The 23,144-nt window shown below is 71.7% G+C and carries 24 protein-coding genes; 15 read left to right on the plus strand and 9 right to left on the minus strand.

Annotated elements, in window-relative coordinates; translation table 11 throughout:
• Positions 1–8 precede the first annotated feature (8 nt).
• From B2363_RS10610 to B2363_RS10620, 3 genes are all read right to left on the minus strand, one after another.
• The gene (locus B2363_RS10610; protein ID WP_286930046.1) at positions 9–398 is read right to left on the minus strand and encodes a carboxymuconolactone decarboxylase family protein; all 390 of its coding nucleotides are present in this window, start codon (positions 396–398) and stop codon (positions 9–11) included.
• A 126-nt stretch (positions 399–524) separates the two neighbouring features.
• Positions 525–1,607 carry a carboxylate-amine ligase gene (locus tag B2363_RS10615; protein WP_286930048.1) on the minus strand — a complete coding sequence of 361 codons (1,083 nt, stop codon included), beginning with the start codon at positions 1,605–1,607 and terminating at the stop codon, positions 525–527.
• A gap of 5 nt (positions 1,608–1,612) precedes the next feature.
• On the minus strand, positions 1,613–1,810 hold the full coding sequence (locus B2363_RS10620; protein ID WP_181756477.1) for a hypothetical protein: 198 nt from the start codon (positions 1,808–1,810) through the stop codon (positions 1,613–1,615).
• A gap of 120 nt (positions 1,811–1,930) precedes the next feature.
• Here B2363_RS10620 and B2363_RS10625 point away from each other — a divergent pair, with 120 nt between their 5' ends.
• The 9 genes from B2363_RS10625 to B2363_RS10665 all read left to right on the plus strand — a co-directional run bounded on the left by B2363_RS10625 (position 1,931) and on the right by B2363_RS10665 (position 12,748).
• The gene (locus B2363_RS10625; RefSeq protein ID WP_286930051.1) at positions 1,931–4,207 is read left to right on the plus strand and encodes a catalase; all 2,277 of its coding nucleotides are present in this window, start codon (positions 1,931–1,933) and stop codon (positions 4,205–4,207) included.
• A gap of 14 nt (positions 4,208–4,221) precedes the next feature.
• A complete protein-coding gene (locus tag B2363_RS10630) occupies positions 4,222–5,373 on the plus strand; it encodes a glycosyltransferase (RefSeq protein ID WP_286930052.1) in 1,152 nt (383 codons plus the stop codon).
• Positions 5,370–6,443 carry a glycosyltransferase family 4 protein gene (locus B2363_RS10635; RefSeq protein ID WP_286930053.1) on the plus strand — a complete coding sequence of 358 codons (1,074 nt, stop codon included), beginning with the start codon at positions 5,370–5,372 and terminating at the stop codon, positions 6,441–6,443. The genes B2363_RS10630 and B2363_RS10635 overlap by 4 nt, the downstream gene beginning before the upstream one ends.
• Positions 6,440–7,429 (plus strand): glycosyltransferase, encoded by a 990-nt coding sequence (locus B2363_RS10640; protein WP_286930054.1) that lies wholly within the window; start codon positions 6,440–6,442, stop codon positions 7,427–7,429. The genes B2363_RS10635 and B2363_RS10640 overlap by 4 nt, the downstream gene beginning before the upstream one ends.
• Complete coding sequence (locus tag B2363_RS10645) at positions 7,426–8,244, plus strand: glycosyltransferase family 2 protein (RefSeq protein WP_286930056.1); 819 nt, start codon at positions 7,426–7,428, stop codon at positions 8,242–8,244. The genes B2363_RS10640 and B2363_RS10645 overlap by 4 nt, the downstream gene beginning before the upstream one ends.
• Positions 8,245–8,272: 28 nt before the next feature.
• Entirely contained in the window at positions 8,273–9,271 is a 999-nt protein-coding gene (locus B2363_RS10650) for an NAD-dependent epimerase/dehydratase family protein (protein ID WP_286930058.1), read from the plus strand.
• Between the two features lie 13 nt (positions 9,272–9,284).
• Positions 9,285–9,953 carry a hypothetical protein gene (locus tag B2363_RS10655; RefSeq protein WP_286930059.1) on the plus strand — a complete coding sequence of 223 codons (669 nt, stop codon included), beginning with the start codon at positions 9,285–9,287 and terminating at the stop codon, positions 9,951–9,953.
• 65 nt (positions 9,954–10,018) lie between these two features.
• Positions 10,019–12,529 carry a DUF6351 family protein gene (locus tag B2363_RS10660; protein ID WP_286930061.1) on the plus strand — a complete coding sequence of 837 codons (2,511 nt, stop codon included), beginning with the start codon at positions 10,019–10,021 and terminating at the stop codon, positions 12,527–12,529.
• 54 nt (positions 12,530–12,583) lie between these two features.
• Positions 12,584–12,748, plus strand: coding sequence for a DUF5302 domain-containing protein (locus B2363_RS10665; protein WP_286930063.1), 165 nt, complete (start codon positions 12,584–12,586; stop codon positions 12,746–12,748).
• A 107-nt stretch (positions 12,749–12,855) separates the two neighbouring features.
• On the opposite strand, the gene gdhA is transcribed toward B2363_RS10665, so the two are convergent.
• From gdhA to B2363_RS10695, 6 genes are all read right to left on the minus strand, one after another.
• Positions 12,856–14,190 (minus strand): NADP-specific glutamate dehydrogenase, encoded by a 1,335-nt coding sequence (gene gdhA / locus B2363_RS10670; protein WP_286930128.1) that lies wholly within the window; start codon positions 14,188–14,190, stop codon positions 12,856–12,858.
• A 131-nt stretch (positions 14,191–14,321) separates the two neighbouring features.
• Positions 14,322–15,275, minus strand: coding sequence for an NAD(P)H-dependent flavin oxidoreductase (locus B2363_RS10675; protein ID WP_286930065.1), 954 nt, complete (start codon positions 15,273–15,275; stop codon positions 14,322–14,324).
• An 80-nt stretch (positions 15,276–15,355) separates the two neighbouring features.
• Positions 15,356–16,066 (minus strand): GAF and ANTAR domain-containing protein, encoded by a 711-nt coding sequence (locus tag B2363_RS10680; RefSeq protein WP_286930066.1) that lies wholly within the window; start codon positions 16,064–16,066, stop codon positions 15,356–15,358.
• Between the two features lie 47 nt (positions 16,067–16,113).
• The gene (locus tag B2363_RS10685; protein WP_286930068.1) at positions 16,114–16,794 is read right to left on the minus strand and encodes a sigma-70 family RNA polymerase sigma factor; all 681 of its coding nucleotides are present in this window, start codon (positions 16,792–16,794) and stop codon (positions 16,114–16,116) included.
• 224 nt (positions 16,795–17,018) lie between these two features.
• Positions 17,019–18,548, minus strand: a complete 1,530-nt coding sequence (locus tag B2363_RS10690; RefSeq protein WP_286930070.1) for an FAD-dependent oxidoreductase — start codon at positions 18,546–18,548, stop codon at positions 17,019–17,021.
• Positions 18,549–18,555: 7 nt separating this feature from the next.
• A complete protein-coding gene (locus B2363_RS10695) occupies positions 18,556–18,735 on the minus strand; it encodes a hypothetical protein (RefSeq protein ID WP_286930072.1) in 180 nt (59 codons plus the stop codon).
• 150 nt (positions 18,736–18,885) lie between these two features.
• On the opposite strand from B2363_RS10695, the gene B2363_RS10700 reads away from it, so the two are divergent.
• From B2363_RS10700 to B2363_RS10725, 6 genes are all read left to right on the plus strand, one after another.
• Positions 18,886–19,863 (plus strand): iron-containing redox enzyme family protein, encoded by a 978-nt coding sequence (locus B2363_RS10700; protein WP_286930074.1) that lies wholly within the window; start codon positions 18,886–18,888, stop codon positions 19,861–19,863.
• Positions 19,863–20,078 (plus strand): CDGSH iron-sulfur domain-containing protein, encoded by a 216-nt coding sequence (locus B2363_RS10705; protein ID WP_286930076.1) that lies wholly within the window; start codon positions 19,863–19,865, stop codon positions 20,076–20,078. Before B2363_RS10700 ends, B2363_RS10705 begins: the two co-directional genes overlap by 1 nt.
• A complete protein-coding gene (locus B2363_RS10710; RefSeq protein WP_286930077.1) occupies positions 20,071–20,934 on the plus strand; it encodes an SDR family oxidoreductase in 864 nt (287 codons plus the stop codon). The genes B2363_RS10705 and B2363_RS10710 overlap by 8 nt, the downstream gene beginning before the upstream one ends.
• The gene (locus B2363_RS10715) at positions 20,934–21,599 is read left to right on the plus strand and encodes a class I SAM-dependent methyltransferase (RefSeq protein ID WP_286930079.1); all 666 of its coding nucleotides are present in this window, start codon (positions 20,934–20,936) and stop codon (positions 21,597–21,599) included. Before B2363_RS10710 ends, B2363_RS10715 begins: the two co-directional genes overlap by 1 nt.
• Complete coding sequence (locus B2363_RS10720; RefSeq protein WP_181756495.1) at positions 21,574–21,792, plus strand: hypothetical protein; 219 nt, start codon at positions 21,574–21,576, stop codon at positions 21,790–21,792. Before B2363_RS10715 ends, B2363_RS10720 begins: the two co-directional genes overlap by 26 nt.
• A gap of 131 nt (positions 21,793–21,923) precedes the next feature.
• Complete coding sequence (locus tag B2363_RS10725; RefSeq protein WP_286930082.1) at positions 21,924–23,144, plus strand: exonuclease domain-containing protein; 1,221 nt, start codon at positions 21,924–21,926, stop codon at positions 23,142–23,144.

Genomic DNA, 23,144 nt, shown 5'->3' on the forward strand with positions numbered 1-23,144 from the left:
GAGGGAGGTCACACGGCGCCGTCCTGCGCCTCGACCGCGTCCGCGAACTCGCAGAACGCCTCGTAGGCGCGGGCCCCGTGGACGGTCCCCGGACCTCCGCGCATGGCGATCGCCACGCCGATGGCCTCGGCGGCCTGCTGGCGGGTGGCGCCAGCCCCGGCCGCGGCCTGGCCGTGCGTGGCGATGCACCCGTCGCAGCCCTCGGCCACGCCGATCGCCAGGGCGATGAGCTCCTTGGTGCCGCGATCGAGCTCGCCGTCGGCGAAGGCCGCCTTCGTGAGCTCGCCGTACCCGCGGTAGACGTCGGGGATGGCGCGGTACAGCCGGCGGTGCTGGGGAGCGAGCCGGTGCAGGACCGCTTCGCCGTGGGCGGATTCCGTGGGGTGGTCGTGGCTCATGGTGTCCTCTCGGTGGGCGGCACGCCTTCCCTCGCGGGGAAGGTGGTCGTGACGGTAGCCCAGCTCCGCGGGGGTTACGAGAACCACGCGGTGGTGGCTCACGTCATCGCAGTCGTGCGTGAGGACTCAGGCGCTCCGCGGGTCGGTCCGGCGACGGAGGTCGGCCATCACCGCACGGAGGTCGGGTGGGTCACCCGCCACGGCGCGCTGGCGTACCGCGCCCGTGCCGTAGGTGAGCAGCCGGTGCACGCCGGCCTCGACCCGGTCGATCGTCCCGGCCGAGCGCAGGGCGGCGCGCACGGTCGTCACGAGTGAGTCCAGCGCGCGCGTCGCCGGGACGAAGGTCCCCGACAGCGGGTCGAACAAGGTTCCGTCCAGGGCGTCGCGCCGGGCCCGCCAGCCGGCGTCGCGCAGCACGTCGATCCGCCACGAGCCCGGCTCGGTCCGCTCGCTCACGATGGTCGCCACGAGCGCGCGGGTCAGCTCGGCCACGAGCAGCGCGTCGTCCACCTCCGTGCACACGTCGGGGACCCGCACCTCCACCGTGGGGTAGCGGGTGGCGATGCGGGCGTCGAGATAGACCATGTGCTCGTCGATCGCCGCGCCGGAGGCGATCGCCTGCTCGACGAGGAGTCCGTAGGCCCAGCGGTCGCGGAACGGCTCGACCACGCCTGCCGAGGGCCAGGTGTCGCGCAGGTGGCCGCGCCAGCTGGCCACCCGGGTGTCGCGTCCGTGCGTGAACGGCGAGTTCGAGGCCAGGGCGGCCACCAGGGGCAGCCACGGTCGCAACGTGTCGATCACACGGATGGCGTCGTCCTCGCCGACCTCCACGTGGACGTGCATCCCGCAGACCATGGTCGTCCGCGCCAGCTCACCGAAGCGCTCGACGATGCGGGTGTAGCGAGGGTGTGGCGTCACGACGGGGTCGCCCCCGCCCAGCACGTCGACCGGCACGGCAACGAGGTCGAGCCCGATCGATCGCGCGGCATCGAGAGCGGCACTGCGTCGAGCGACGAGGTCGTCGCGGAGAGCATCGGGAGCGGAGTGGGCCGAGGTCTTCAGCTCGACCTGCTGCAGGAAGAGCTCGTGCTCCAGCGGATGCTCGGGATCGTGGTCGCGGTGGGCAGCCAGTACCGCCTCCGCCTCGGGCACGAGGCGTCCGCGGACGTCGACGACGAACAGCTCCTCCTCCACGCCGACCCGGTGCACGACGCTCAGTCGGGGGCTCCGTCCTGCTCGGCCACGTCGGGCCGCGTGGGGCTCTGGGGCATGTCGTGGACGTCCTCGGAGGTCGTCGTGTCGGTGTCAGGAGGCGTCGGGTTGGCCGCCGTCTCGCTCACCGTCCCGCCGTCGTCCTGGCCCTCGTCCGGGCGTTCGGAGTCCTGGTGCGATTCGCGCGGATCAGTCGTCATGGCGCTGAGGTACCCCGGCGTCGAGGTCTTCACTCGCGCGCGCGGGGATTGAGCGCGCGGGGGATTGGTCCGGGCGCAGGCGGGTACCTCACGGGCACCCGCCGACTTCTAGGAGACTGCATGGACCCCAGCAAGGCTGCGAAGAACATCAAGGATGCCGTCGAGACCACGGCGGAGAAGGCGCTGGACAAGGCCGCCGAGCTCGCCACCCCCGACATCCCGGGCCGACCCGGCCCCCACCCGACCAGCTTCGACGAGCCCACCGAGCCCCGCGAGCCGCTCCCGCCGAAGGGCGACCAGAGCTCCCCGGACACCCGGTCGGCCACCGGCGCCCCCTCCGGTGCTCCCGAGGACGTGCGCACCCAGCAGGGTGCCTTCCTGACCACGTCGCAGGGCGCGCGACTGCGCGACAGCGACCACTCGCTGAAGGCCGGCCCGCGTGGCCCGATCCTCATGCAGGACCACCACTTCCGCGAGAAGATCACGCACTTCGACCACGAGCGCATCCCCGAGCGCGTCGTCCACGCGCGCGGCGCCGGTGCGCACGGCATCTTCGAGGGCTACGGCACCGCGGCCGACGTCACGCACGCGGCGTTCCTCCAGGAGGGCGTCACGACGCCGGTGTTCACCCGCTTCTCCACGGTGCTGGGCTCGCGAGGCTCGGCCGACACCGTCCGCGACACCCGAGGGTTCGCCACGAAGTTCTACACCGAGGAGGGCACGTTCGACCTCGTCGCGAACAACATCCCGGTGTTCTTCATCCAGGACGGCATCAAGTTCCCCGACGTGATCCACGCCGGCAAGCCGCACCCGGATCGCGAGATCCCGCAGGCCCAGAGCGCGCACGACACGTTCTGGGACTTCGTCTCGCTGCACACCGAGGCGCAGCACCACACGATCTGGAACATGTCCGATCGCGGCATCCCGCGCTCCTACCGGATGATGGAGGGCTTCGGCGTCCACACCTTCCGGATGGTCAACGCCGAGGGCGGCACCTCGCTGGTGAAGTTCCACTGGAAGCCGAAGCTCGGCGTGCACTCCCTCACGTGGGAGGAGGCCCAGCTCATCAACGGCATCGACCCCGACTTCCACCGACGGGACCTCGCCGACGCGATCGAGGCCGGCGCCTTCCCCGAGTGGGAGCTCGGCATCCAGGTGTTCGAGGACAACCCCGAGCAGGAGTTCGCCGGGATCGACCTGCTCGACCCGACGAAGATCGTCCCCGAGGAGCTCGCGCCCGTGCAGCCGATCGGAAGACTGACTCTCAACGCCAACCCGACGAACTTCTTCGCCGAGACCGAGCAGGTCGCGTTCCACCCCGGCCACCTGCCGCCCGGCATCGACGTCACCGACGACCCGCTGCTCCAGGCGCGCCTGTTCTCGTACATCGACACGCAGATCACGCGTCTGGGTGGACCCAACTTCTCGCAGATCCCGGTCAACCGGCCGCACGCACCGGTGAACGACATGTTCCGTGACGGGTTCCACCAGCACGCGGTCCATGCCGGCGTCGCCCCGTACAAGCCGAACTCGCTCGACGGCGGCTGCCCGTTCTTCGCCGGTGCCGACGACCGCGCGTTCGAGGACACGCCCGTGAAGATCACCGAGTCGACGAAGGTGCGCGCCAACCCGGCCACCTTCGACGACCACTTCAGCCAGGTGCGGCTGTTCTGGGCGAGCATGAGCCCGGTCGAGAAGGAGCACATCATCCGGGCCTACTCGTTCGAGCTGGGCAAGTGCTACGAGGAAGCCATCAAGGCCCGCCAGCTCCAGCACCTGGCCAACATCGACCCGGTGCTGTGCCAGGAGGTTGCCACGGCGCTCGGCATGCCGGCCCCCGAGCCGACGGTCGAGCTGACGCCGGAGACGCCCAGCCCCGCCCTCTCGCAGGTGGGCGGCACCTGGCCGGCCGACGGCCGGATGATCGGCATCGTGGTCGATCCCGACGGCGAGCTCGGCGGCGTCGAGGCGCTGCGCGCGGCCATCTTCGCGGCCGGTGCGGTCCCGCTCGTCGTCGGACCCCACGGCGGCAAGGTCGGTCCCCTCACGGTGCAGCGCACGTTCGCGACGGCACGCTCGGTCGAGTTCGACGCGCTCTTGCTGGCGGGTCACCCGAAGCCGGCGCCCGACGCGGTCGCCGCTCGCGACGACAAGGCCGGGGCGCACGGTGGCCCGGCGCTGGACCCGCGGGTGCAGCTGATGCTCGACGAGCTGTGGCGCCACGCGAAGGTGATCGGCGCCTGGGGCGACGGAACGACTGCACTCGAGGCCGCAGGCTACAGTGGAGGGTTGACCGGAGTGGTCGTCGGCGAGGACGCCTCAACGGTGCTCGCCCAGGTGCAGGAGCTGATGGCTTCGCATCGAGTCTGGGAACGTTTCCCCGCCTCGGTCTCCTGAGCTGGAGGAGAACCGTGCCCCCCGGATTCCCTGTCTCATCGCGCCGGATCACGGACGCTCGTCCGTGGTCCGGTGGCTCGGCGGACGCCCCCGAGCGCCCGATCCGGGTCGCCTCCGTGCCGTCGACGCACGTGTACGTCCGGCACCTGCGTCCGCCCGCCGGCCCCAGCCCGTTCGAGCACCTGCCCGACCCCGATCCGAACGAGCCGTCGCGGTCCACCACCAGCACGTGGTGGCCACCCGTGATGCTGCGCCCCGAGTGGGCGGCGGAGGCCGACTTCGACGTGTTCCACGTCCAGTTCGGCTTCGACGCGTGCTCGCCGGAGGAGCTCCGGCAGCTCGTCCGCGTGCTGCGCGATCGCGGCAAGCCGCTCGTGCTGACGGCGCACGACCTGCGCAACCCGCACCACCCCACCCGTGAGCTGCACGACGAGCAGGTCGGGGTCCTGATGGCCGCGGCCGACGCGGTGGTCACCCTGACCGAGGGCGCCGCCGCCGAGATCGCACGGCGATGGGGTCGCGAGGCGCTGGTGGTGCCGCACCCCCACGTGGTCGAGCTGGACACGATGGAGCGGCTGCGACGGGAGCGCGCGCTGCGGCCGACGGACGAGTTCCGTGTGGGCGTCCACATCAAGAGCCTGCGCGAGAGCATGGATCCCTTCCCCGTGCTGGAGGTTCTCGACCGAGTCGTCGCCGACCTGCCAGGCGGAGTCCTGCAGGTCAACGGGCATCGTGACGTGCTCGACCCCGACGGCGCCCGCCGGGCACCCGAGCTGGCGGCCTGGCTGGAGCAGAAGGCGGCCGCGGGACGGATCGACCTGCGGGTGCACGACTTCCTGCCCGACCCGCAGCTGTGGGAGTACCTCGCGAGCCTCGACGCGGCGGTCCTGCCGTACCGGTTCGGGACGCACTCCGGCTGGCTCGAGGCGTGTCGCGACCTGGGCACCACCGTGGTGGCCCCGACGTGCGGGCACTACGCCGACCAGGGGCCGGTGCTGAGCTACGGGTTCGACGAGTCCCACTTCGACGCCGAGTCGCTGGGGGACGCGATCGCCTTCGCCCACGCTGCCCGGCCCGACCACGGTGCCGACGTGGAGCAGCGACGCGCCCAGCGGGTCGCGGTGTCGCAGGCCCACGCGCGGCTCTACCGGGGGTTGCTCGCATGACGGGCCTGCGCATCTGCGTCATCGCCTCGAGCAGGTTCCCGATCCGCGAGCCGTTCGCCGGCGGACTCGAGGCGCACACCCACGCGTTGGCGCGACAGCTGACCGACCGCGGGCACGAGGTCTCGCTGTTCGCGGCACCGGGATCGGACCCGGGCCTGCAGACCCGCGAGCTCCCGGTGCAGGCGCTGCGCTCCACCGTGTTCAACCGGCCGGACGTCGACACGTCGCCGCAGTCGTGGATGAACGAGCACCACGCCTACCTCGGGCTGATGCTCGACCTCGCCCGCAACGCGCACCACTTCGACGTCGTGCACAACAACAGTCTCCACCACCTGCCGGTGGCGATGTCGTCGATGCTGGACGTGCCGATGGTGACGTCGCTGCACACCCCGCCGGTGCCGTGGCTGGAGTCCGCGCTGGAGTACGCCGCGGGCGACAGCACCTTCGTCGCGGTGAGCCGCTTCACCGCGCAGGCGTGGTCGCACGTCGTCCGCAGCGTCACGATCCCGAACGGGGTCGACGTCGAACGGTGGCGACCCGGGCCGGGTGGCGGATCGGCGATCTGGTTCGGCAGGCTCGTCCCCGAGAAGGGACCGCACTTGGCGATCGACGCCGCGCGCGAGGCCGGGATGCCGCTCGATCTCGCCGGGCCCTGCCTGGACGGAGAGTACTTCCGGACGCAGATCGGTCCGCGGCTCGGCGGTGACGTCCGCTACCTCGGACACCTCACCCACGAGCAGCTCCGTGACGCCGTCGGGCGCGCTCGCGTGGCGGTCGTGACGCCGACGTGGGACGAGCCCTACGGACTCGTCGCCGCCGAGGCGATGGCCTGCGGCACGCCCGTGGCCGCGTTCGACCGCGGTGCGCTGCCCGAGTTCGTCGACGACTCCGTCGGCGCCCTCGCCGCCCCGGGTGACGTCGCGGCGCTGGCCCGCGCGATGCGCGTGGCCGTGGGGGTCGACCGCGCTCGCGTGCGCCAGTTCGCCGTGGAGCGGTGCTCGATCTCGGTCATGGTGGACCGGTACGAGGACCTCTACCGCCGGGTGACGACCCCGATGGCCGCCGCATGATCGGCTACTACGTCCACCACCAGGGCAGCGGTCACCTCCACCGCGCGACCGCGCTGGCTGCGGCGCTCGACGTCCCGGTCACGGGACTGTCCTCGCTGCCGCGACCGACGGCGTGGACGGGGGAGTGGATCGAGCTGGAGCGTGACGACCAGTGGGCCGACGAGCCGGGCGACACCGCCGGTGACCACCTGCACTGGGCGCCGCTGGGCGAGCCGGGGCTCCGCTCGCGCATGGCGGCGATCTCGGCGTGGATCGCCGACGCGCAGCCGGCGGCCCTCGTGAGCGACGTCTCCGTGGAGGTGGCGCTGCTGGCGCGCCTGCACGGCGTCCCCGTGATCTCCGTGGTCCTCCCGGGAGACCGCGGCGACCGGGCGCACCGGCTCGGCCAGGCCGCGTCGAGTGCCCTCGTCGCCTTCTGGCCCGAGGAGGTCGAGGGCATGGTGCGGGGCGTCGACCAGCGGCTGCACCGGATCGGGGCCGTCTCGCGATTCCCCGTCCGCGAGTCAGCGGTGGCGCGCAGCGGTCGGATGCGACGCGTCGTGGTGCTCGGCGGACGCGGTGGCGGGGGCGTCACGGACGCGGACCTCGCCGCGGCGCGGGCGCAGACGCCCGGCTGGGAGTGGGAGGTGCTGGGCGGGGATGGCCCGTGGCTCGCCGACCCCTTCACGTCGATCTGCGACGCCGACGTCGTGGTGACGCACGCGGGTCAGAACGCGATCGCCGAGGTGGCCGCCGCGCGCCGGCCCGCCGTCGTGATCCCGGCCGACCGACCCCACGACGAGCAGCGCACCACCGCGCGCGCCCTGGCCGCCGGACCGTGGCCCGTGGTGGTGGAGCCCGAGTTCCCGGCGACCGGATGGGCCGACCGGCTGGAGCGAGCCTCGGCCCTCGACGGCTCCCGCTGGTCGCGGTGGTGCGACGGACGCGCGCCCGAGCGCTTCGCGGCGCTCGTCGGCGAGGTCGTCGGCGCGCAGGCGGCGCGATGACGTCGGTCGCGGTCATCACGGTCGTGCACGGCCGGCACGACCACCTGCGCCTGCAGGACGACTCCCTCGCGCTCAGCACCCGCCGGCCCGACGACCGGGTGCTCGTCGCGATGGACGACCCCGAGGTGCTGGCGTGGACGACCATCGCTCCGCCGGAGCCGCTCACCGTCTCGGTGCCGCGGCACCCGGACGGGCTGCCGCTCGCCGCAGCCCGGAACGCCGGTGCCACCGCGGCGATCGACGCGGGCGCCGAGGTGCTCGTCTTCCTCGACGTCGACTGCCTCGTGTCGCCGCGGCTCGTCGAGGACTACGCCGACGCGGTGACGAGTGAGCCGGACACCCTGTGGTGCGGCCCGGTCACGTACCTGCCCCCGCCCCCTCCGGGCGGGTACCGCGTCACCGACCTCGGGGCGTGGGACAGTCCTCACCCCGCGCGACCCGCGCCGGCACCCGGTGAGCGCCTCGCCGGCGGCGACCCCGACCTCTTCTGGTCGCTCTCCTTCGCGCTGCACCGCGACGCCTGGCGATGGATCGGCGGCTTCCACGAGGGGTACGCCGGGTACGGAGGGGAGGACACCGACTTCGCCCAGTGCGCCGCCGCGGCCGGCGTCGGCATCGGGTGGACCGGGGGAGCGCGTGCCTTCCACCAGCACCACCCCGTCCAGCGGCCCCCGGTGGGCCACCTCGACGACATCCTGCGCAACGGCCGGCTCTTCCGCCGCCGCTGGGGACGCTGGCCGATGACCGGCTGGCTCGAGCAGTTCGAGGAGCGCGGCCTGGTCGAGCGCGTCGGCGACGACTGGGTCCGGGTGTGAGACGGGACCGCCGGGGTACCTGCAGCACATGAGGATCGTCATCACCGGCGCCAGCGGGAACATCGGATCCGCGGCCCTGCGAGAACTGTCCGCCGGAGGCGACCACGAGCTCACAGCCGTGGCCCGACGCCTCCCCGACCTCGACGATGCCGGCGCGGCGTCCGTGCGCTGGCACGCCGCGGACGTGTCGCACGACGACCTCACGACGGTCTTCACGGGTGCCGACGCCGTGGTGCACCTCGCCTGGAAGTTCCAGCCCACCCACCGCCAGGACGTCACGTGGGCCACGAACGCGGTGGGCACCCGTCGGGTGCTCGACGCCGTGGCCGAGGTGGGCGTGCCGAAGGTGATCTGCGCGTCCTCGGTCGCGTCGTACTCGCCGGTCGAGCACGACACGCCGGTGGACGAGACGTGGTCGACCGACGGCGCCTCCGAGGCGACCTACTGCCGCGAGAAGGCCTACGTCGAGCGCACGCTCGACGGCTTCGAGGGCCGCCATGCCGACGTGAGCGTCGTCCGTTTGCGGCCCGCGTTCGTCTTCCAGCGCTCGGCCGCCAGCGAGCAGCGGCGCATCTTCGGCGGGGCGCTCGCCCGGCCGTCACTGCTGGATCGCAAGCGCATCCCGATCCTCCCGCTGCCCGCCGGACTGCGGCTCCAGGCGATCCACGCCGGTGACGTCGGCCGGGCGATCCGGGCGGCCGCGGAGCGGCCGGTCAGCGGCGCCTTCAACCTCGCCGGCGAGGGCGTGCTCCGCCGGGACGAGCTGTGCGAGCTCTTCGGGGCGCGCACCGTCGAGGTGCCCGCCCGGCTCGCGCAGGCGGCGCTCGGGGCGGCCTGGCGGATCCACGCCCTTCCCGTGCCGGGCAGCCTGTTGGGGGCCCTGATGCACGTGCCGCTGATGTCCACGGAGCGGGCCCGCACCGAGCTCGGCTGGACGCCGGAGCACTCGGGCTACGACGCCGTCGACGCCCTCCTCTCGGGCCTGCCCGAGCGCGCCGGCAGCACGATGCCGCCGCTGCACCCCTGATCGAGGATCACGCATGAGCCGACTGCTGAGCGCCGTCCCCAGCATCGCCGCCCGGGCCGGTGGTGCCGTGCTCGAAGGGGCCACCCACGCACTCGCCCTCGTCCGGAGGGCACCCAAGCCGCTCCACCCTCGCGGCACGGTCTGGGAGGCGGAGCTGACCCGCAGCGGCACCCTGCTGCCCACGGGCGTGCCCTGGCTGGACGAGCCCGGCACCGAGCGGGCGATCGTCCGGGTGTCCGCCGCGATCGGGCTGCCGCACGGCTGGCCCGACCTCCAGGGGCTCGCGATCCGGCTGCCCGAGCAGGGCGACGCGGACGTCCTGCTGGCCAGCACGGGCATCGGCCCGCTCACCCGCTTCCTGCTCCGGCCGGTGAGGTCGTCGGGCTGGCACCTGTCCACGACGCTGCTGCCCTACAAGGGACCCGAGGGGCCCCTCCTGCTCGCCGCCGCTCCGACGGGGGAGGGCCAGTGGGTCCTGCTGCGGGCCGAGGGGCAGGGTGCCTGGGTGGCGTTCGCGGTGCTGCGGCTGCTCAGGGAGACGGACGTGGAGCCGTCCTTCGACCCGGTGCGCCGGCCGCTGCCCGGCCTGCCCAACTACGAGTGGGTGAGCCGTCTCCGTGCTCCCGCGTACCGGGAGGCCCGCGAGGAGCGGGGCGAGGGACCGGCGTCCGCCGAGGCGTGACAATGTGACGTAGGTCACAGTAGGGTGCTCGAATCGGATCTCGGGCAGTCCTTTGGGAGCCAGGCATGCGTCACCATCAGCGTCGTCCCCAGCAGCGTCGTCCCCTTCGTCTCGTCCTCCTCGTCGGCACCGCCGGGCTGGCGCTCGTCGCCGGCGCCACGGTGGCCGCCGAGGCCGGATCGCCGCGCCACGGCAGCTCCCTGCGGATCGAGGTGCTGTCCAGTGCGCCGAACCAGGTGTCCGCGGGCGATGCCTTGGTCGAGGTCACCGTGCCGCGGCAGGTGAGGCCTGCCGACGTCGTGATCCGTGCCGGCGCGACGAACGTCACCGACGCCTTCGCCGTCACCGCCGACCGCACCTTGGTGGGGCTGGTCGGCGACCTGCGCACCGGCAGGACCACACTGCGCGCCGAGGTGCGCCGGGGCGCCCGGCCCGCGGCCCGCGCGGCCTCGCTCACGGTGACCAACCACCCGGCGTCCGGTCCGATGTTCTCCGGCCCGCAGCAGCAGCCGTTCGTGTGCACCACGGCGCGCGGGCGCTTCGACGGACGCAAGATCCTCGGCCAGCCGATCGTGGACAACCAGGACCGCCAGGGCATCGCGGTGGCTCGCGAGGACGCGAACGGCGACTACCCGCAGGACGGCCGCGGCTACCCGACCGCCGCGGCCGAGACGGTGGGCTGGAGCGCGAACTGCGCTGCCGAGCGCCGCATCGGCTACGTCTACCGGTCCACCACCGACGATCGGTTCCACTGGCTCGACGATCCCGCGAATCCGCCGTCGGACACCGCCACGACCACGACGAAGGCCGGCAAGAAGGTTCCCTACGTCGTGCGCTGGGAGCGCGGCACCGTGAACCGGTTCGTCTACAGCATCGCCGCGCTGGCTCCTGTGGGCGATGCCGACCCGGAGCGCCCCGACACCGCTCTGTGGAACCGCCGCCTGGTCTTCAGCTTCCAGGGCGGTGTGGCCATCGGCCACACGCAGGGCACCACGAGCGACAGCGCGATGCTGCCCGCGGACCTGCTCGGCCAGGGCTACGGCGTGATGTGGTCCAGCGGCACCCGCACGAGCACGCACTACAACCTGCAGCTCGGCGGCGAGACCGCACTGATGCTGAAGGAGCGTGCCGTCGAGACGTACGGCGTGCCCGACTACACCGTGGCCGTCGGCGGCTCGGGCGGCGCGATCCAGCAGTACGTGTACGCGCAGAACCACCCGGGGATCATCGATGCGGCGATCCCGCAGTACTCCTACCCCGACATGGTCACGCAGGTCATCCACGTGGGCGACTGCGAGCTGCTGGAGTACTACTTCGACGCCACCGACCGCACCAACCCCAAGTGGAAGGACCCCGAGGTTCGGCAGGCGATCATCGGCCTGAACGGCACCAAGGAGCCGAAGAACCTCTCGGCGGGCGAGATCGCGCAGTGGAACCAGCTGTACGGGGCGATGCAGGCGCTGGGCTACCAGGTCATGGACCGGGCGCCCGGCTCGGCGGCACCGCCGCTGATGGAGTGCAAGCCCGGCTGGTTCGGCCTCACGCCGCTGGCCCTGAACCCCACGTTCACCGACGTGGACGACCTCGACAAGCTGGCGCAGGGCACCGAGGGCGTCCAGTGGACGCACTTCGCCGACCTGGTGAACATCTACGGCACCGGGCCCGACGGCTACGCGCGGGTGCCGTGGGACAACGTGGGCGTCCAGTACGGGCTCAAGGCGTTGAAGGACGGCGTCATCACCCCGGCGGAGTTCCTCGACCTGAACGCCAAGGTCGGCAGCTGGAAGGAGTCGCGCGACATGGTGCCCGAGGGTGCCCCGTTCGACGGCCCCACGACGCCGCAGAACTTCGACCCGTGGAGCTCGCGGAACATGAACCTCAGCCCCGACGGCACGACCCCCGCGCCGCGGCGCGAGGGCGACCTGAAGGCGATCCGCGCCGCCTACACGTCGGGCATGCAGTTCCAGGGCGACATCGACATCCCGATCATCGACCTGCGCCCGTACCTGGAGGACGAGCTGGACATGCACAACACCCAGCAGTCCTTCGCGGTCCGCCAGCGCATGCTGAACGTCGACGGCGACGCCTCGAACCAGGTGATCTGGTTCGCCGACGCCCGTCCGGCCCAGGACTACGACCCGACGCTGCGCGCGTTCGAAGTGATCGACGAGTGGATGGCGAACATCGCGAGGAACCCGCGCCGCGGCGTCTCGGGCAACAAGCCGGCCCGTGCGGTGGACTCCTGCTTCACGACCTCGGGCGACGTGATCGCCGCCGGGTCGAAGGTCTGGAGCGGGATCATCGACTCCAGGGCGGCGGGGGAGTGCACCGAGCGGTTCCCGGTCTACTCGAGCTCGCGCCGGGTCGCCGGCGCGCCGTACGAGGGCGGGATCTGGAAGTGCGCCCTCCAGCCGGTCTCGAAGGCGGCGCGGGCCGGGCTCTACGGATCGTGGCGTCCCAGCCGCGAGGAGCTGACGCGCCTCGAGCAGGTGTTCCCCGACGGCGTGTGCGACTACCGCAAGGGTGACGTCGGCAAGCCGAGGCACCGCTGGGGCTGGGACCAGGGGCGAGGCTGACGGCGCGCAGACCCGCCCGGCGGGCTACGTTGGAATCAACCTGAGGAGGCCGCAGTGACCGATCCCGAAGAGATGAAGGCCAAGTTCCGCGAGGCGCTCGACAAGAAGAACGAGCGTCATCACGCCACGGCCGAAGGCGCCGAGCACGACGGCAGCGAGAAGTCGCACGGCGCCTCCAAGCCGATCGAGCAGCCGGAGTTCCGCCGCAAGGCGACCTGACGCGACCGTTCCTTCGGCACAGGGTGACCCGGGTGCCGCAGACGTGAGACGAGGCGTCGCGCACGCTCCCTCGGGAGCGCGCGCGACGCCTCGCGTCGCTTCCGGTGTCAGATGACGCCGAGGGCGAGCATCGCGTCGGCCACCTGGGTGAACCCGGCGATGTTGGCGCCCGCGGCGTAGTTGCCGGGGGCGTCGTACTCGTCGGCGGTCTCGAGGCAGCGGTCGTGGATGCCGCGCATCGTCTCGGCGAGGCGCTCCTCGGTGTACTCGAACGACCACCGGTCGCGCGAGGCGTTCTGCTGCATCTCCAGCGCGCTGGTCGCGACGCCGCCGGCGTTGGCGGCCTTGCCGGGGGCGAACGTGATGCCGGCCTCGGAGAACAGGCGCACGGCGTCGGGCGTGCACGGCATGTTGGCGCCCTCGGCCACGATCGTGCAGCCGTTCTGCGCGAGGACGGCGGCGTCCTTGTCGTCGAGCTCGTTCTGCGTGGCGCACGGCAGGGCGATGTCGCACGGGACGCTCCAGATGGAGCCCTGGCCGAGCTCCGCGGACTCGCGCTGGTCGACGTAGTCGCAGATGCGGCCGCGCTGGACCTCCTTGACCTCCTTGAGCAGCTCGAGGTCGATGCCCTGCTCGTCCACGACGAAGCCGCTGGAGTCGGAGCACGCCACCACGATCGCGCCGAGCTGCTGGAGCTTCTCGATGGCGTACGTGGCCACGTTGCCCGAACCGGAGACGACGACGCGCTTGCCGTCGAACGACTCGCCGCGCGAGCGCAGGATCTCCTGGGCGAAGAACACGGTGCCGTAGCCCGTGGCCTCGGTGCGCACGAGCGAGCCGCCCCACGTGATGCCCTTGCCCGTCAGGACTCCGGACTCGTAGCGGTTGGTGATCCGCTTGTACTGGCCGAAGAGGTAGCCGATCTCGCGGCCGCCCACGCCGATGTCGCCCGCCGGGACGTCGGTGTACTCGCCGATGTGGCGGTACAGCTCGGTCATGAAGGCCTGGCAGAAACGCATGATCTCGCCCTCGGAGCGACCCTTGGGATCGAAGTCCGAGCCGCCCTTGCCGCCGCCGATCGGCATCCCGGTGAGGGAGTTCTTGAAGATCTGCTCGAAGCCGAGGAACTTGACGATGCCGAGGTAGACGCTCGGGTGGAACCGCAGGCCGCCCTTGAACGGGCCGAGCGCCGAGTTGAACTCCACCCGGAAGCCGCGGTTGATCTGCACGTTGTTCTGGTCGTCGACCCACGGGACGCGGAAGATGATCTGGCGCTCCGGCTCACACAGGCGACGGATGACCGCCGCGTCGGTGTAGGCCGGATGCTTGGTGACGACGGGTCCGAGACTGTCCAGCACCTCGCGCACGGCTTGGTGGAACTCGGTCTCCCCGGGGTTCCGGTGGAGCACTTCGTCGTAGATCGTTCCGAGGCTCTCGTGCAAGGTCACCAGGCTTCATTCCCGTCTGCTTTGTTACGTTCACATTTCGTGGCGTGCGGGAACCAGCCTGCCTCATGCGACGAACGCACCGCGCCGCGCCCCCGGTGACGGGAGCGCGGCGCGGGTCGTCCGATTCAGGCCGGGACGGCGGCCAGCAGCTCGCGCTTGGCGTCGTCGTACTCGCGCTTGAGGCGGGCGACGAGCTCGGCGGCGGGGACGGTCGCGTCGACGGCGCCCAAGCCCTGGCCGGCGCCCCAGATGTCCTTCCACGCCTTCGCGTCCGTGGTGCCGCCGGAGCCGAAGTCCATCGTCGAGGGATCGCCCGCAGGCAGGTTCCGCGGGTCGAGGCCGGCGGCCTCGATGCTGCCCCGGAGGTAGTTCCCGTGCACGCCGGTGAACAGGTCGGAGTAGACGATGTCGTCGGCCGAGCTCTCGACGATCATCTGCTTGTAGCCGTCCACGACGTTGGCCTCGTCGGTGGCCAGGAAGGCCGAGCCGACGTAGGCCAGGTCGGCGCCGGCGGCCTGCGCGGCCAGGACGGATCGGCCGTGCGCGATCGAGCCCGAGAGCAGCAGCGGGCCGTCGAACCACTGGCGGATCTCCTGCACGAGGGCGAAGGGGGAGAGGGTGCCCGCGTGGCCACCGGCTCCGGCGGCCACGGCGATGAGGCCGTCGGCGCCCTTCTCGATCGCCTTGTGCGCGAAGCGGTTGTTGATGATGTCGTGCAGGACGATGCCGCCGTAGGAGTGGACGGCCTCGTTGATCTCGGGGCGCGCTCCGAGCGAGGTGATCACGATGGGCACCTGGTGCTCCACGATCGTGGCCATGTCCTCCTCGAGGCGGTTGTTGGAGCGGTGCACGATCTGGTTCACCGCGAACGGCGCGGCGTCGGTGCCCGCGAGCTCGGACTCGATGCGGTCGAGCCAGTCGTTCAGCAGTGACGCGGGGCGCGCGTTGAGCGCGGGGAACGAGCCCACCACGCCGGCCTTGCACTGGGCGATGACGAGCTCAGGGCCCGAGGCGATGAACATCGGGGACGCCACGACGGGCAGCGAGAGCCGGTTCTGCAGGACGGTGGGCAGGGACATGGAGACCTCCGGGCCGGGACTAGTGCAACAAGTTGCATAGTACCCGCGGTCGCGTGGGTCCACAACAGCGTGGGTTCGCGTCAGGCGGACTCGAGCGGGATCGAGTACCCGTCCACCACCTGCTGGGCGACCGAGCGCAGCTTCGTGTCCGTGCGCTCGGAGTGGCGCAGCAGGACGGTGAACGCCTCGTCGTCCGTGAGGTCGAAGCGCTCCATCACGATGCCCTGGGCCTGCCCCATCAGGACGTGGGAGTCCATGGCGGCGGGCAGGTCGCGCGCCGTCAGCGAGGCGGACACCGTGACGGCGGCGCGGCGGGCGAGGTCCTCGGCGACCTCCCGGTCGTCGTCGGCGAAGGCGTCCGGGCGCCGGGAGTAGAGGTTGACGCTCCCGAGCACGCGATCACGGGTCGACAGCTTCACACTGATGAGGCTGCGGAGCCCGAGCGCCGCCACGGCCTCCGCCCACCGGGGCCACCGGGACTCGCTTCGCGTGTCGGAGACCATGAGCGACTGCGCCCCGTCGAGCAACGTCAGGTCGGGGCCTTCACCGAGGTCCGCCTGGATCGCGTCGGCCCGCTCGACGATCTCGTCGGAGCCGGCGGCCGTCTCGATGGCGGTCCCGGGACCCAGCAGCAGAGCTCCGCCGTGCTCGGCGCCCACCGCGGCCTGGAGCTGGCACAGGACGGAGACGATCGTGGACTCCGCGGAGTCCGCCCGCGACAGGGTCGAGAGCTTCGCCGTGAGGTCCGGGATCCCGGGATCGTGCTCGGGGTCCTGCGATCGACTGGTCACGGGTGTCCCTCCTCTGGCAGGTGGTGCTGCTGGTGGGTTTGCTCAGGTCATGCAGCGGCGACGTCCGGGTGCCGACGGAGCGACGACAGCACCCTCGCGAGACGGCGCGACACCTGCATTTGGCTGATGCCCAGGCGATCGGCGATCGCCTGCTGCGTCAGCCCTTCCACGAACCGCCAGTGCAGCAGTTCCCGTTCGTCGCGCTCGAGCTCGCGCAGGCAGCGCGCCACGCTGAGCCACTCGTCGATGAACGCCAGGTCGTCGTCGGTGTGCCCGAAGTCGCGACGTCCGTGCGTGAGGTCGTCCATCGACTCGGGCTGGAAGCACCCGCGGGCGACGGTGGCGTCGCGAAGGTCCTCGGGTGCGACGCCGATGCGCGCCGCCATCTCCTCGAGGTTGGCACTCGTGAGCTCGGGCAACTGCTCACTCACGATGAGGGCCTGGATCTCCTGGATGCGCCGGGGCGGGCGCACCATCCAGGCCCGGTCGCGGAAGTGGCGCTTCAGCTCGCCCTGAATCGTGGCCGTGGCGTACGGCGGGAAGGGACCTTGGGCCGGGTCGTAGCGGCGAGCGGCCTTCACCAGGGCGAGGCGGGCGACCTGCTCCAGATCCTCGGTGTCCACGCCGCGTCCGGTGAACCGGTGGGCCAGCGCACTGGCGAGGGAGAGGTGGTCGAGGACGAGGTCCTCGGAGTTCGGGACGGCGGGGTGGTCAGACAGCACAGTCATGGATCCTCCGAAAAGCGGGAGCGAGTCCTCGAGGCTGGGCGTTCAACCGTCTTCAGCGTCACACGGGCTCAGGGAGTCGGCAACCGGAGCGCTCGTCGATCGCACGCAGCCGACCGAGAAGTCGCTTGCGGATGGCTGGTGCTCACCGCGGCGCCGAGCCCGAGGAGCTCCGCCGGGCCGAACTGCTCGTGGGAGACGTGTGAGCCGATCTGCATCGTCACCCCTCACACACCGATCCGGTCGTCGTCCTTCCCCTCCTCGTCCTCCTGGGCGTCCAGGCGCTTGAGGGGCTTGGTCGCGGGGCCGTTGAGGACCTCACCCTCGGAGGAGAACCGCGAGCCGTGCAGCGGGCAGTCCCACGAGCGCTCCTGGTCGTTCCACCGGAGCACGCCGCCGAGGTGCGTGCAGAGGCCCTGCACGCGGCAGGTCCCCGTCTCGGAGCGCGACTCCGCGACGACGCGAACGCCGTCGCGGTGGACGTCGCCCTCCCCGGGCTGCAGGGATCGCGGCGAGGTGGCGATCACGCGGGCGGCACCCGTCGCGACCTCCTTGGCGACCTTCGCGTTGATCGTCGCCCGGCCTTTGGACGAGAGCAGGGGCGAGGAGTGGTCGACGACGGAGTCCACCCACGGCAGCCGGTCGCCAAGGATGTCGTGCGCGATCGCCAGGGCCGCGGCGGTGCCGTTCGTGAATCCCCACTTCGCGAAGCCGGTCGCGAAGCGGATGCGGTCGCCGCCGCGGGGCATCCTGCCGAAGCGGGGGAGGCCGTCGCCGGTGGTGTAGTCCTGCGCCGACCAGGCCGCGACCTCGCGGGCCTCGGGGAAGTGCTCGGCGGTCCAGGTGCGGATCATCTCGACGTGATCGCGCTCGGACTCCGTCCGTCCGACGCCGTGCCCGAAGCCGCCGACCAGCAGCGCCGGCAGACCGTCCTCGGTCAGGGCGTCGCGCAGCGAGACCGACGGCGAGCCCGCCGACAGTGCCATCACCTGCGGTGGGTCGGCCAGCTCGTAGCCGACCGCGTACGAGCGCTGGGGCTCGAGGTCGCTGAAGGCCAGGCTGCGGTCCAGGATCGGCGAGCCAGTGGCGACGATCAGGGACTCGGCGCGGACCTTGCGGCCGTCGTCGAGGTGCGCGGTCGGAGCGCCGATCCAGTCGACGTTCATCACGCGGGCGTGCTCCACGAGCGAGCCGCCGTGCGCCCGGAGCTCGGCGGCGAGGGCCGCGAGGTGGGACCCGGGGTCGATCTGCGCCTGGTCCGCGAGCGTGACCGCGCCGTGGGTGGGCACGGGCAGGCCGGGATCGTCGGTCCAGTCGACCGGCAGCCCGACCGACGTGGCGGCGACGTACTCGGCTCGCGCGCGCGAGGTCTCGGTGGGCTTGGCGGCGAAGGTCGCCGCGGTCCGCCGGTCCATCCGGACGTCGTGCTGCCCGGCGAAGCCGACCAGCCAGTCGAAGCCGGCACGGTTCATGTCGACGTAGGCCTGGACGACCTCGCGCGAGTGGTCCTCGAGCAGGGTGGACAGGCGCGTGCCCTGCAGCAGCGAGACCTTGGCGGTGCTGTGGCCGGTGGACCCGGCTCCGACGTAGCGGGCCTCGACCACGCACACCTTCCGGCCGGCGCGGGCCAGCAGAACGGCGGTGGTGAGCCCGACGACGCCTGCGCCGACCACGAGATCGTCACAGGCGTCGGGGAGTGGGTCGTGGCCCGCCACGTCGGCGGGCACCAGCCACAGGGGTCGGTTGTCGTCGTTCATCGGCGGCTCAGACCCGCGACGACGGCGCGGTGGGGTCGGTGACCACCAGGTTCTCGGCACCGCCGTCCCCGTCGTCGCTCGTCGCGGGCGACTCGGGATCGTCGGGCTCGATCGGGTTGTCGGGCATCGTGGCGGGGTCGGCGGGGTCGGGGCCCTCGGCGGGTTCCTCGGGGTGCGGCGTGGTCATGTGATCCTCCTCATTCGGTCGGACAGGGTTTCACGTACCCGACTCGCGAGGAACCATGCGTCGGGGCACGATGGCAGCGCGGGCGACGCATGAGCCGCCCGCCCCGGGGTACGTGCCCCGTGACCTCCGTTTCGATCGAAAGGACCGCGGATGCCATCAGCCGTCCTCAGCGGCAGCCGGGCAACCACCTCGACCCTGCCCCAGCCCCGTGGCGACCTGAGTGCCGCGACCCTCGCGGCCCTGACCGGGGGAATGCCGTGGGACCGCGTGCCGAAGGTCAGCCCCTCGAGCACCGAGGACGGTCTGCTGACTGCCTGGATCGCCCACGAGCTGCACCACCGAGGCTTCGCCGAGGTGGAGGACGCGGAGTGGACGCCCGAGCTGATCGCGGTCCGCAACCGGGTGGAGCGCGAGCTCGAGGCCCGGCTGCGCGAGCGCGCCGAGGGCCGGCTCCCCGACTCTGCCGAGCCGGACGTGCTGCTCGACTTCGTGCGCGCCGACGAGGGCCGTTCCCTCGCGGAGTTCGTCCAGCGTGCCGCGACGGCCGACCAGGTCCGTGAGCTGCTGTGGTTCCGCTCGATCTACCATCTCAAGGAGGCCGACCCGACCGCGTGGACGATCCCGCGGCTGCCGGGTCCCTCGCGCGCCGCGCTGGCCGAGCTGCAGTACGACGAGTACGGCGGCGGCCGCCCGGAGCGCCTCCACGCGCACCTGTTCGCCGACGGCATGCGAGCGATGGGTCTCGACGCCCGGGAGAACGCCGCGATCGACGACGTGCCGGTCGAGGTGCTGGAGATGAACGTGACCCTCACGATGTTCGGCCTCCAGCGGCGCCTCCGGGGTGCGGCGGTCGGCCACCTCGTGGCGTTCGAGGCCTCCAGCTCGGGTCCGTCGCGGCGGATGTCGCGCGGCCTGCGCCGCCTCGGCCTCCCCGAGGAGATGGCCGCCTACTACGACGAGCACGTCGAGGCCGACGCCGTCCACGAGCAGACCGCCGCGCGCTTCATCGCCGGCGCCCTCGTCGAGGCGGAGCCGCACCTGGCCGAGGACGTCGCCTTCGGGGTGTTCACGTGCCTGGACCAGGAGAGTCGCTTCGCCGAGGCGATGTTCGAGAGGTGGGGTGCCTGATGGCGCGCAAGGTCGACGTCAGCGTGGTCCCGAACGGGCCGCTGCTGATCCGTGGGGACATCGCGGTCCACGCCCCGGACGGCGAGGTGCACCGCACCGAACGACCCGTCAGCGCCGTGTGCCGGTGCGGCAAGTCCGCGTCGCTGCCGTGGTGCGACGCGACGCACCAGATGATCAGGACCAGGTTCGACGAGGACGGAGCACGCGATGAGTGAGGAACAGGACGGTTTCCCGGCACAGCAGCAGGAACCCCCGGGACTGACCGAGCCGATGGAGCCCCGGCCGGACCACGGCGAGGAGAGCTACGTCGGGTCGGGCCGGCTCGAGGGGCGCAAGGCGCTCATCACCGGCGGTGACTCCGGCATCGGCCGTGCGGTCGCGATCGCCTACGCCCGTGAGGGTGCCGACGTGGCGTTCACGTACATGCCCGAGGAGGTCGAGGACGCTCGCGAGACGTCGCGGCTGATCGAGGAGGCGGGACGCACGAGCCTGCCGATCGAGGCGGACCTGCGCGACAGCGCGACGTGCGACCGCGTCGTGGCGCAGGCCCACGACGGCCTCGGCGGTCTCGACATCCTCGTCAACAACGCCGGCTTCCAGATGGCCCGCGACGAGGGTCTCGAGCAGATGGACGACGAGCGCATCGAGCGCACGTACACGACGAACGTGTTCGCGCTGCTGTGGCTCGTCCGTGCCGCCCTGCCGCACCTCGGTCGCGGGTCAAGCATCATCAACAACTCGTCGATCCAGGCGTACGAGCCGTCGACGAGCCTGCTGGACTACGCGTCCACGAAGGCCGCGATCAACAACCTGACGGTGAACCTCGCGGCCGAGCTCGGTCCGCGTGGCATCCGCGTCAACGCGGTGGCGCCGGGTCCGATCTGGACTCCGCTGCAGCCCGCCACGCAGCCCGAGGAGAAGATCGAGCAGTTCGGCTCCGACACGCCGCTGGGCCGGGCCGGTCAGCCGGCCGAGCTCGCCGGTGCGTTCGTGTTCCTGGCGAGCGAGAAGGAGGCCAGCTACGTCTCGGCCACCGTCCTGGGCGTCACCGGCGGAAAGCCGGTCTTCTGATGCTCCAAGCCTCGGAGCCGGAGGCGAGGACGACGACGTTCGGTGGCCGGCCGATCGGCTACGACGAGCGCGTCCTGACGCCCCGCCCGTGGACCGAGGCCCAGTCGCTGTGGGCGCGCGAGCTGCTCGACGCCGTGCCCCTGGGACCGGTGCTCGAGGTCTGCGCGGGCGCCGGCCACATCGGTCTGCTCGCCGTGGCCGACACGGGTCGCCACCTCGTGCAGGTGGACGCCGACCTGCACGCGTGCGTGTGGGCCTCGCGCAACGCCCGCGTCTGGGGCGTCGACTCCGACATCCGCCACGGCGCGATGGCCGAGGCCCTCATGCCGGACGAGCGGTTCGCGCTCATCATCGCCGACCCGCCGTACCTGCCGTCCGAGGGCGTGGGCGAGTTCCCCGAGGACCCGCTCACCGCGATCGACGGGGGGTCCGACGGACTGGACCTCGCTCGCGAGTGCCTGACGGTGATCGGGCGGCACCTCATCCGTGGCGGGGCGGCGCTGCTCCAGCTGCGCGACGAGGCGCAGGGTCGCGACCTCGCGGCCGACGCCGCGGCGTGCGGCCTGACGATCGACGAGAGCCGACAGTTCGACGGCGGAGCGGTCCTGCTGCTGCGTCGCACGACGGAAGGAAGAGCACATGAACAGCACTCCGACGAACGGTGACCAGACCGAGGGCAAGGCCGACAAGCTGGCCGACGACCTCACGGTGGATCCGCAGCACGAGGGCGTGAGCGAGCCGGGCGGCAACGAGCAGGAGGCCGGCACCGAGACGGTGCCCGGTGTCGAGGGTCCCGAAGGCGTCCCGGACCTGCCCGTCACCGACGACCCCGGCACCGGCGGGCCCGACGACGACTGACCAGGCGCTCGACCTCGCCCGAGACGGGTACGTGACGCGAAGTCAAGACAGGGAACCGCGGCGCTGGTAGACAACTGTCGGACGCCTCCTTCGAGGCGTCCGAACATCGTCACGTCAGCCGAGAGGTTCCCATGTCATTCGCCATCATCGATTTCGAGACAACTGGTCTGATGCCAGAGCGCGGCGACCGCGTGGTTGAGATCGGCGTGGTGCTGGCGGACGGTTTGGGCGGCGTCGAGGACGAGTGGACGACACTCGTGAACCCCGGTCGCGACATCGGGGCGTCGCACATTCACGGTCTGAGGACTGTCGATCTGATGGATGCCCCGACGTTCGCGGAGGTTGCCGACCACTTGGTTGGTCTCGTGGGAACTCGGACTGTCGTGGCGCACAACGCCGCCTTCGACATGCGCTTCCTTCAGGCGGAACTGGTGCGTACGGGATACGAGACCCCTCAGCGGCCTCCAGCCGTGTGCTCGATGAAATGGGCCGGACGCGTGATTGGTGCCGCCAAGCTCAAGCACTGTTGTGAGGCCCTGGGGATACGTCTCGATGACGCACATACGGCGCTGGCTGACGCTCGTGCGACTGCTCAACTTGTCGCACACCTTGCTCCCCTCGTGGGTGAGCATCACGAGTGGCAGGACGACCTCGCAGCGTGCGCTCGTTTCGCTTGGCCCAGCATCACCCCCGCTGACGCCCCTCGTGTGCTTCGTCGGGGCCAGGTCTCGGTCGACGAGTACGCCTGGCTGCGATCCGTGCTTCAGGCCGCGTGGATCCCCGGTGCACCCGAGGACGAGGCGATCTATCTCATTGCGCTGGACAGGGCTCTGCTCGATCGCGCCATCTCGCACACGGAGGGCCGAGAGCTGCTCGCGACTGCCGAGGCCGCGGGTTTGACGCGGGAGACGGTCGGTCGGCTGCATCACGACTACCTCCGCTCGGTTGCGCAGGAGGCGCTCGCTGACGGTGTGGTGACGTCCGAAGAGCGGCAGGACCTCGAGGCCATCGCATCAGCCTTGGGGCTGGGCGCGCCGTACGTGGACGAGGCGCTCAACTGGGCTCTGGATCACGCGCCCTCCGGGGACGCGCGGTCCTTCATTCTGGAGCCCGGGGACCGTGTCGTCTTCACCGGCGAAATGAAGCGCGGCCGCGACGAGTGGGTGGCCGAGATCGCGGCAGCGAGGCTTGCGTCCGGGGGAGTGACCAAATCCACCAAGCTGGTGGTCGCCGCGGATCCGGACTCCATGAGCGGCAAGGCTGCGAAGGCTCGCAAGTACGGAGTCCCGGTCGTCGGGGAAGAGGCCTTCGAGAGATTCTTCGCTGACTACTGCGCGCGCGTCGCAGCTTGA

Source organism: Aeromicrobium sp. UBA7512 (assembly GCF_002476985.1).
In the GTDB taxonomy this organism is placed as follows: Bacteria; Actinomycetota; Actinomycetes; order Propionibacteriales; family Nocardioidaceae; genus Aeromicrobium; species Aeromicrobium phoceense.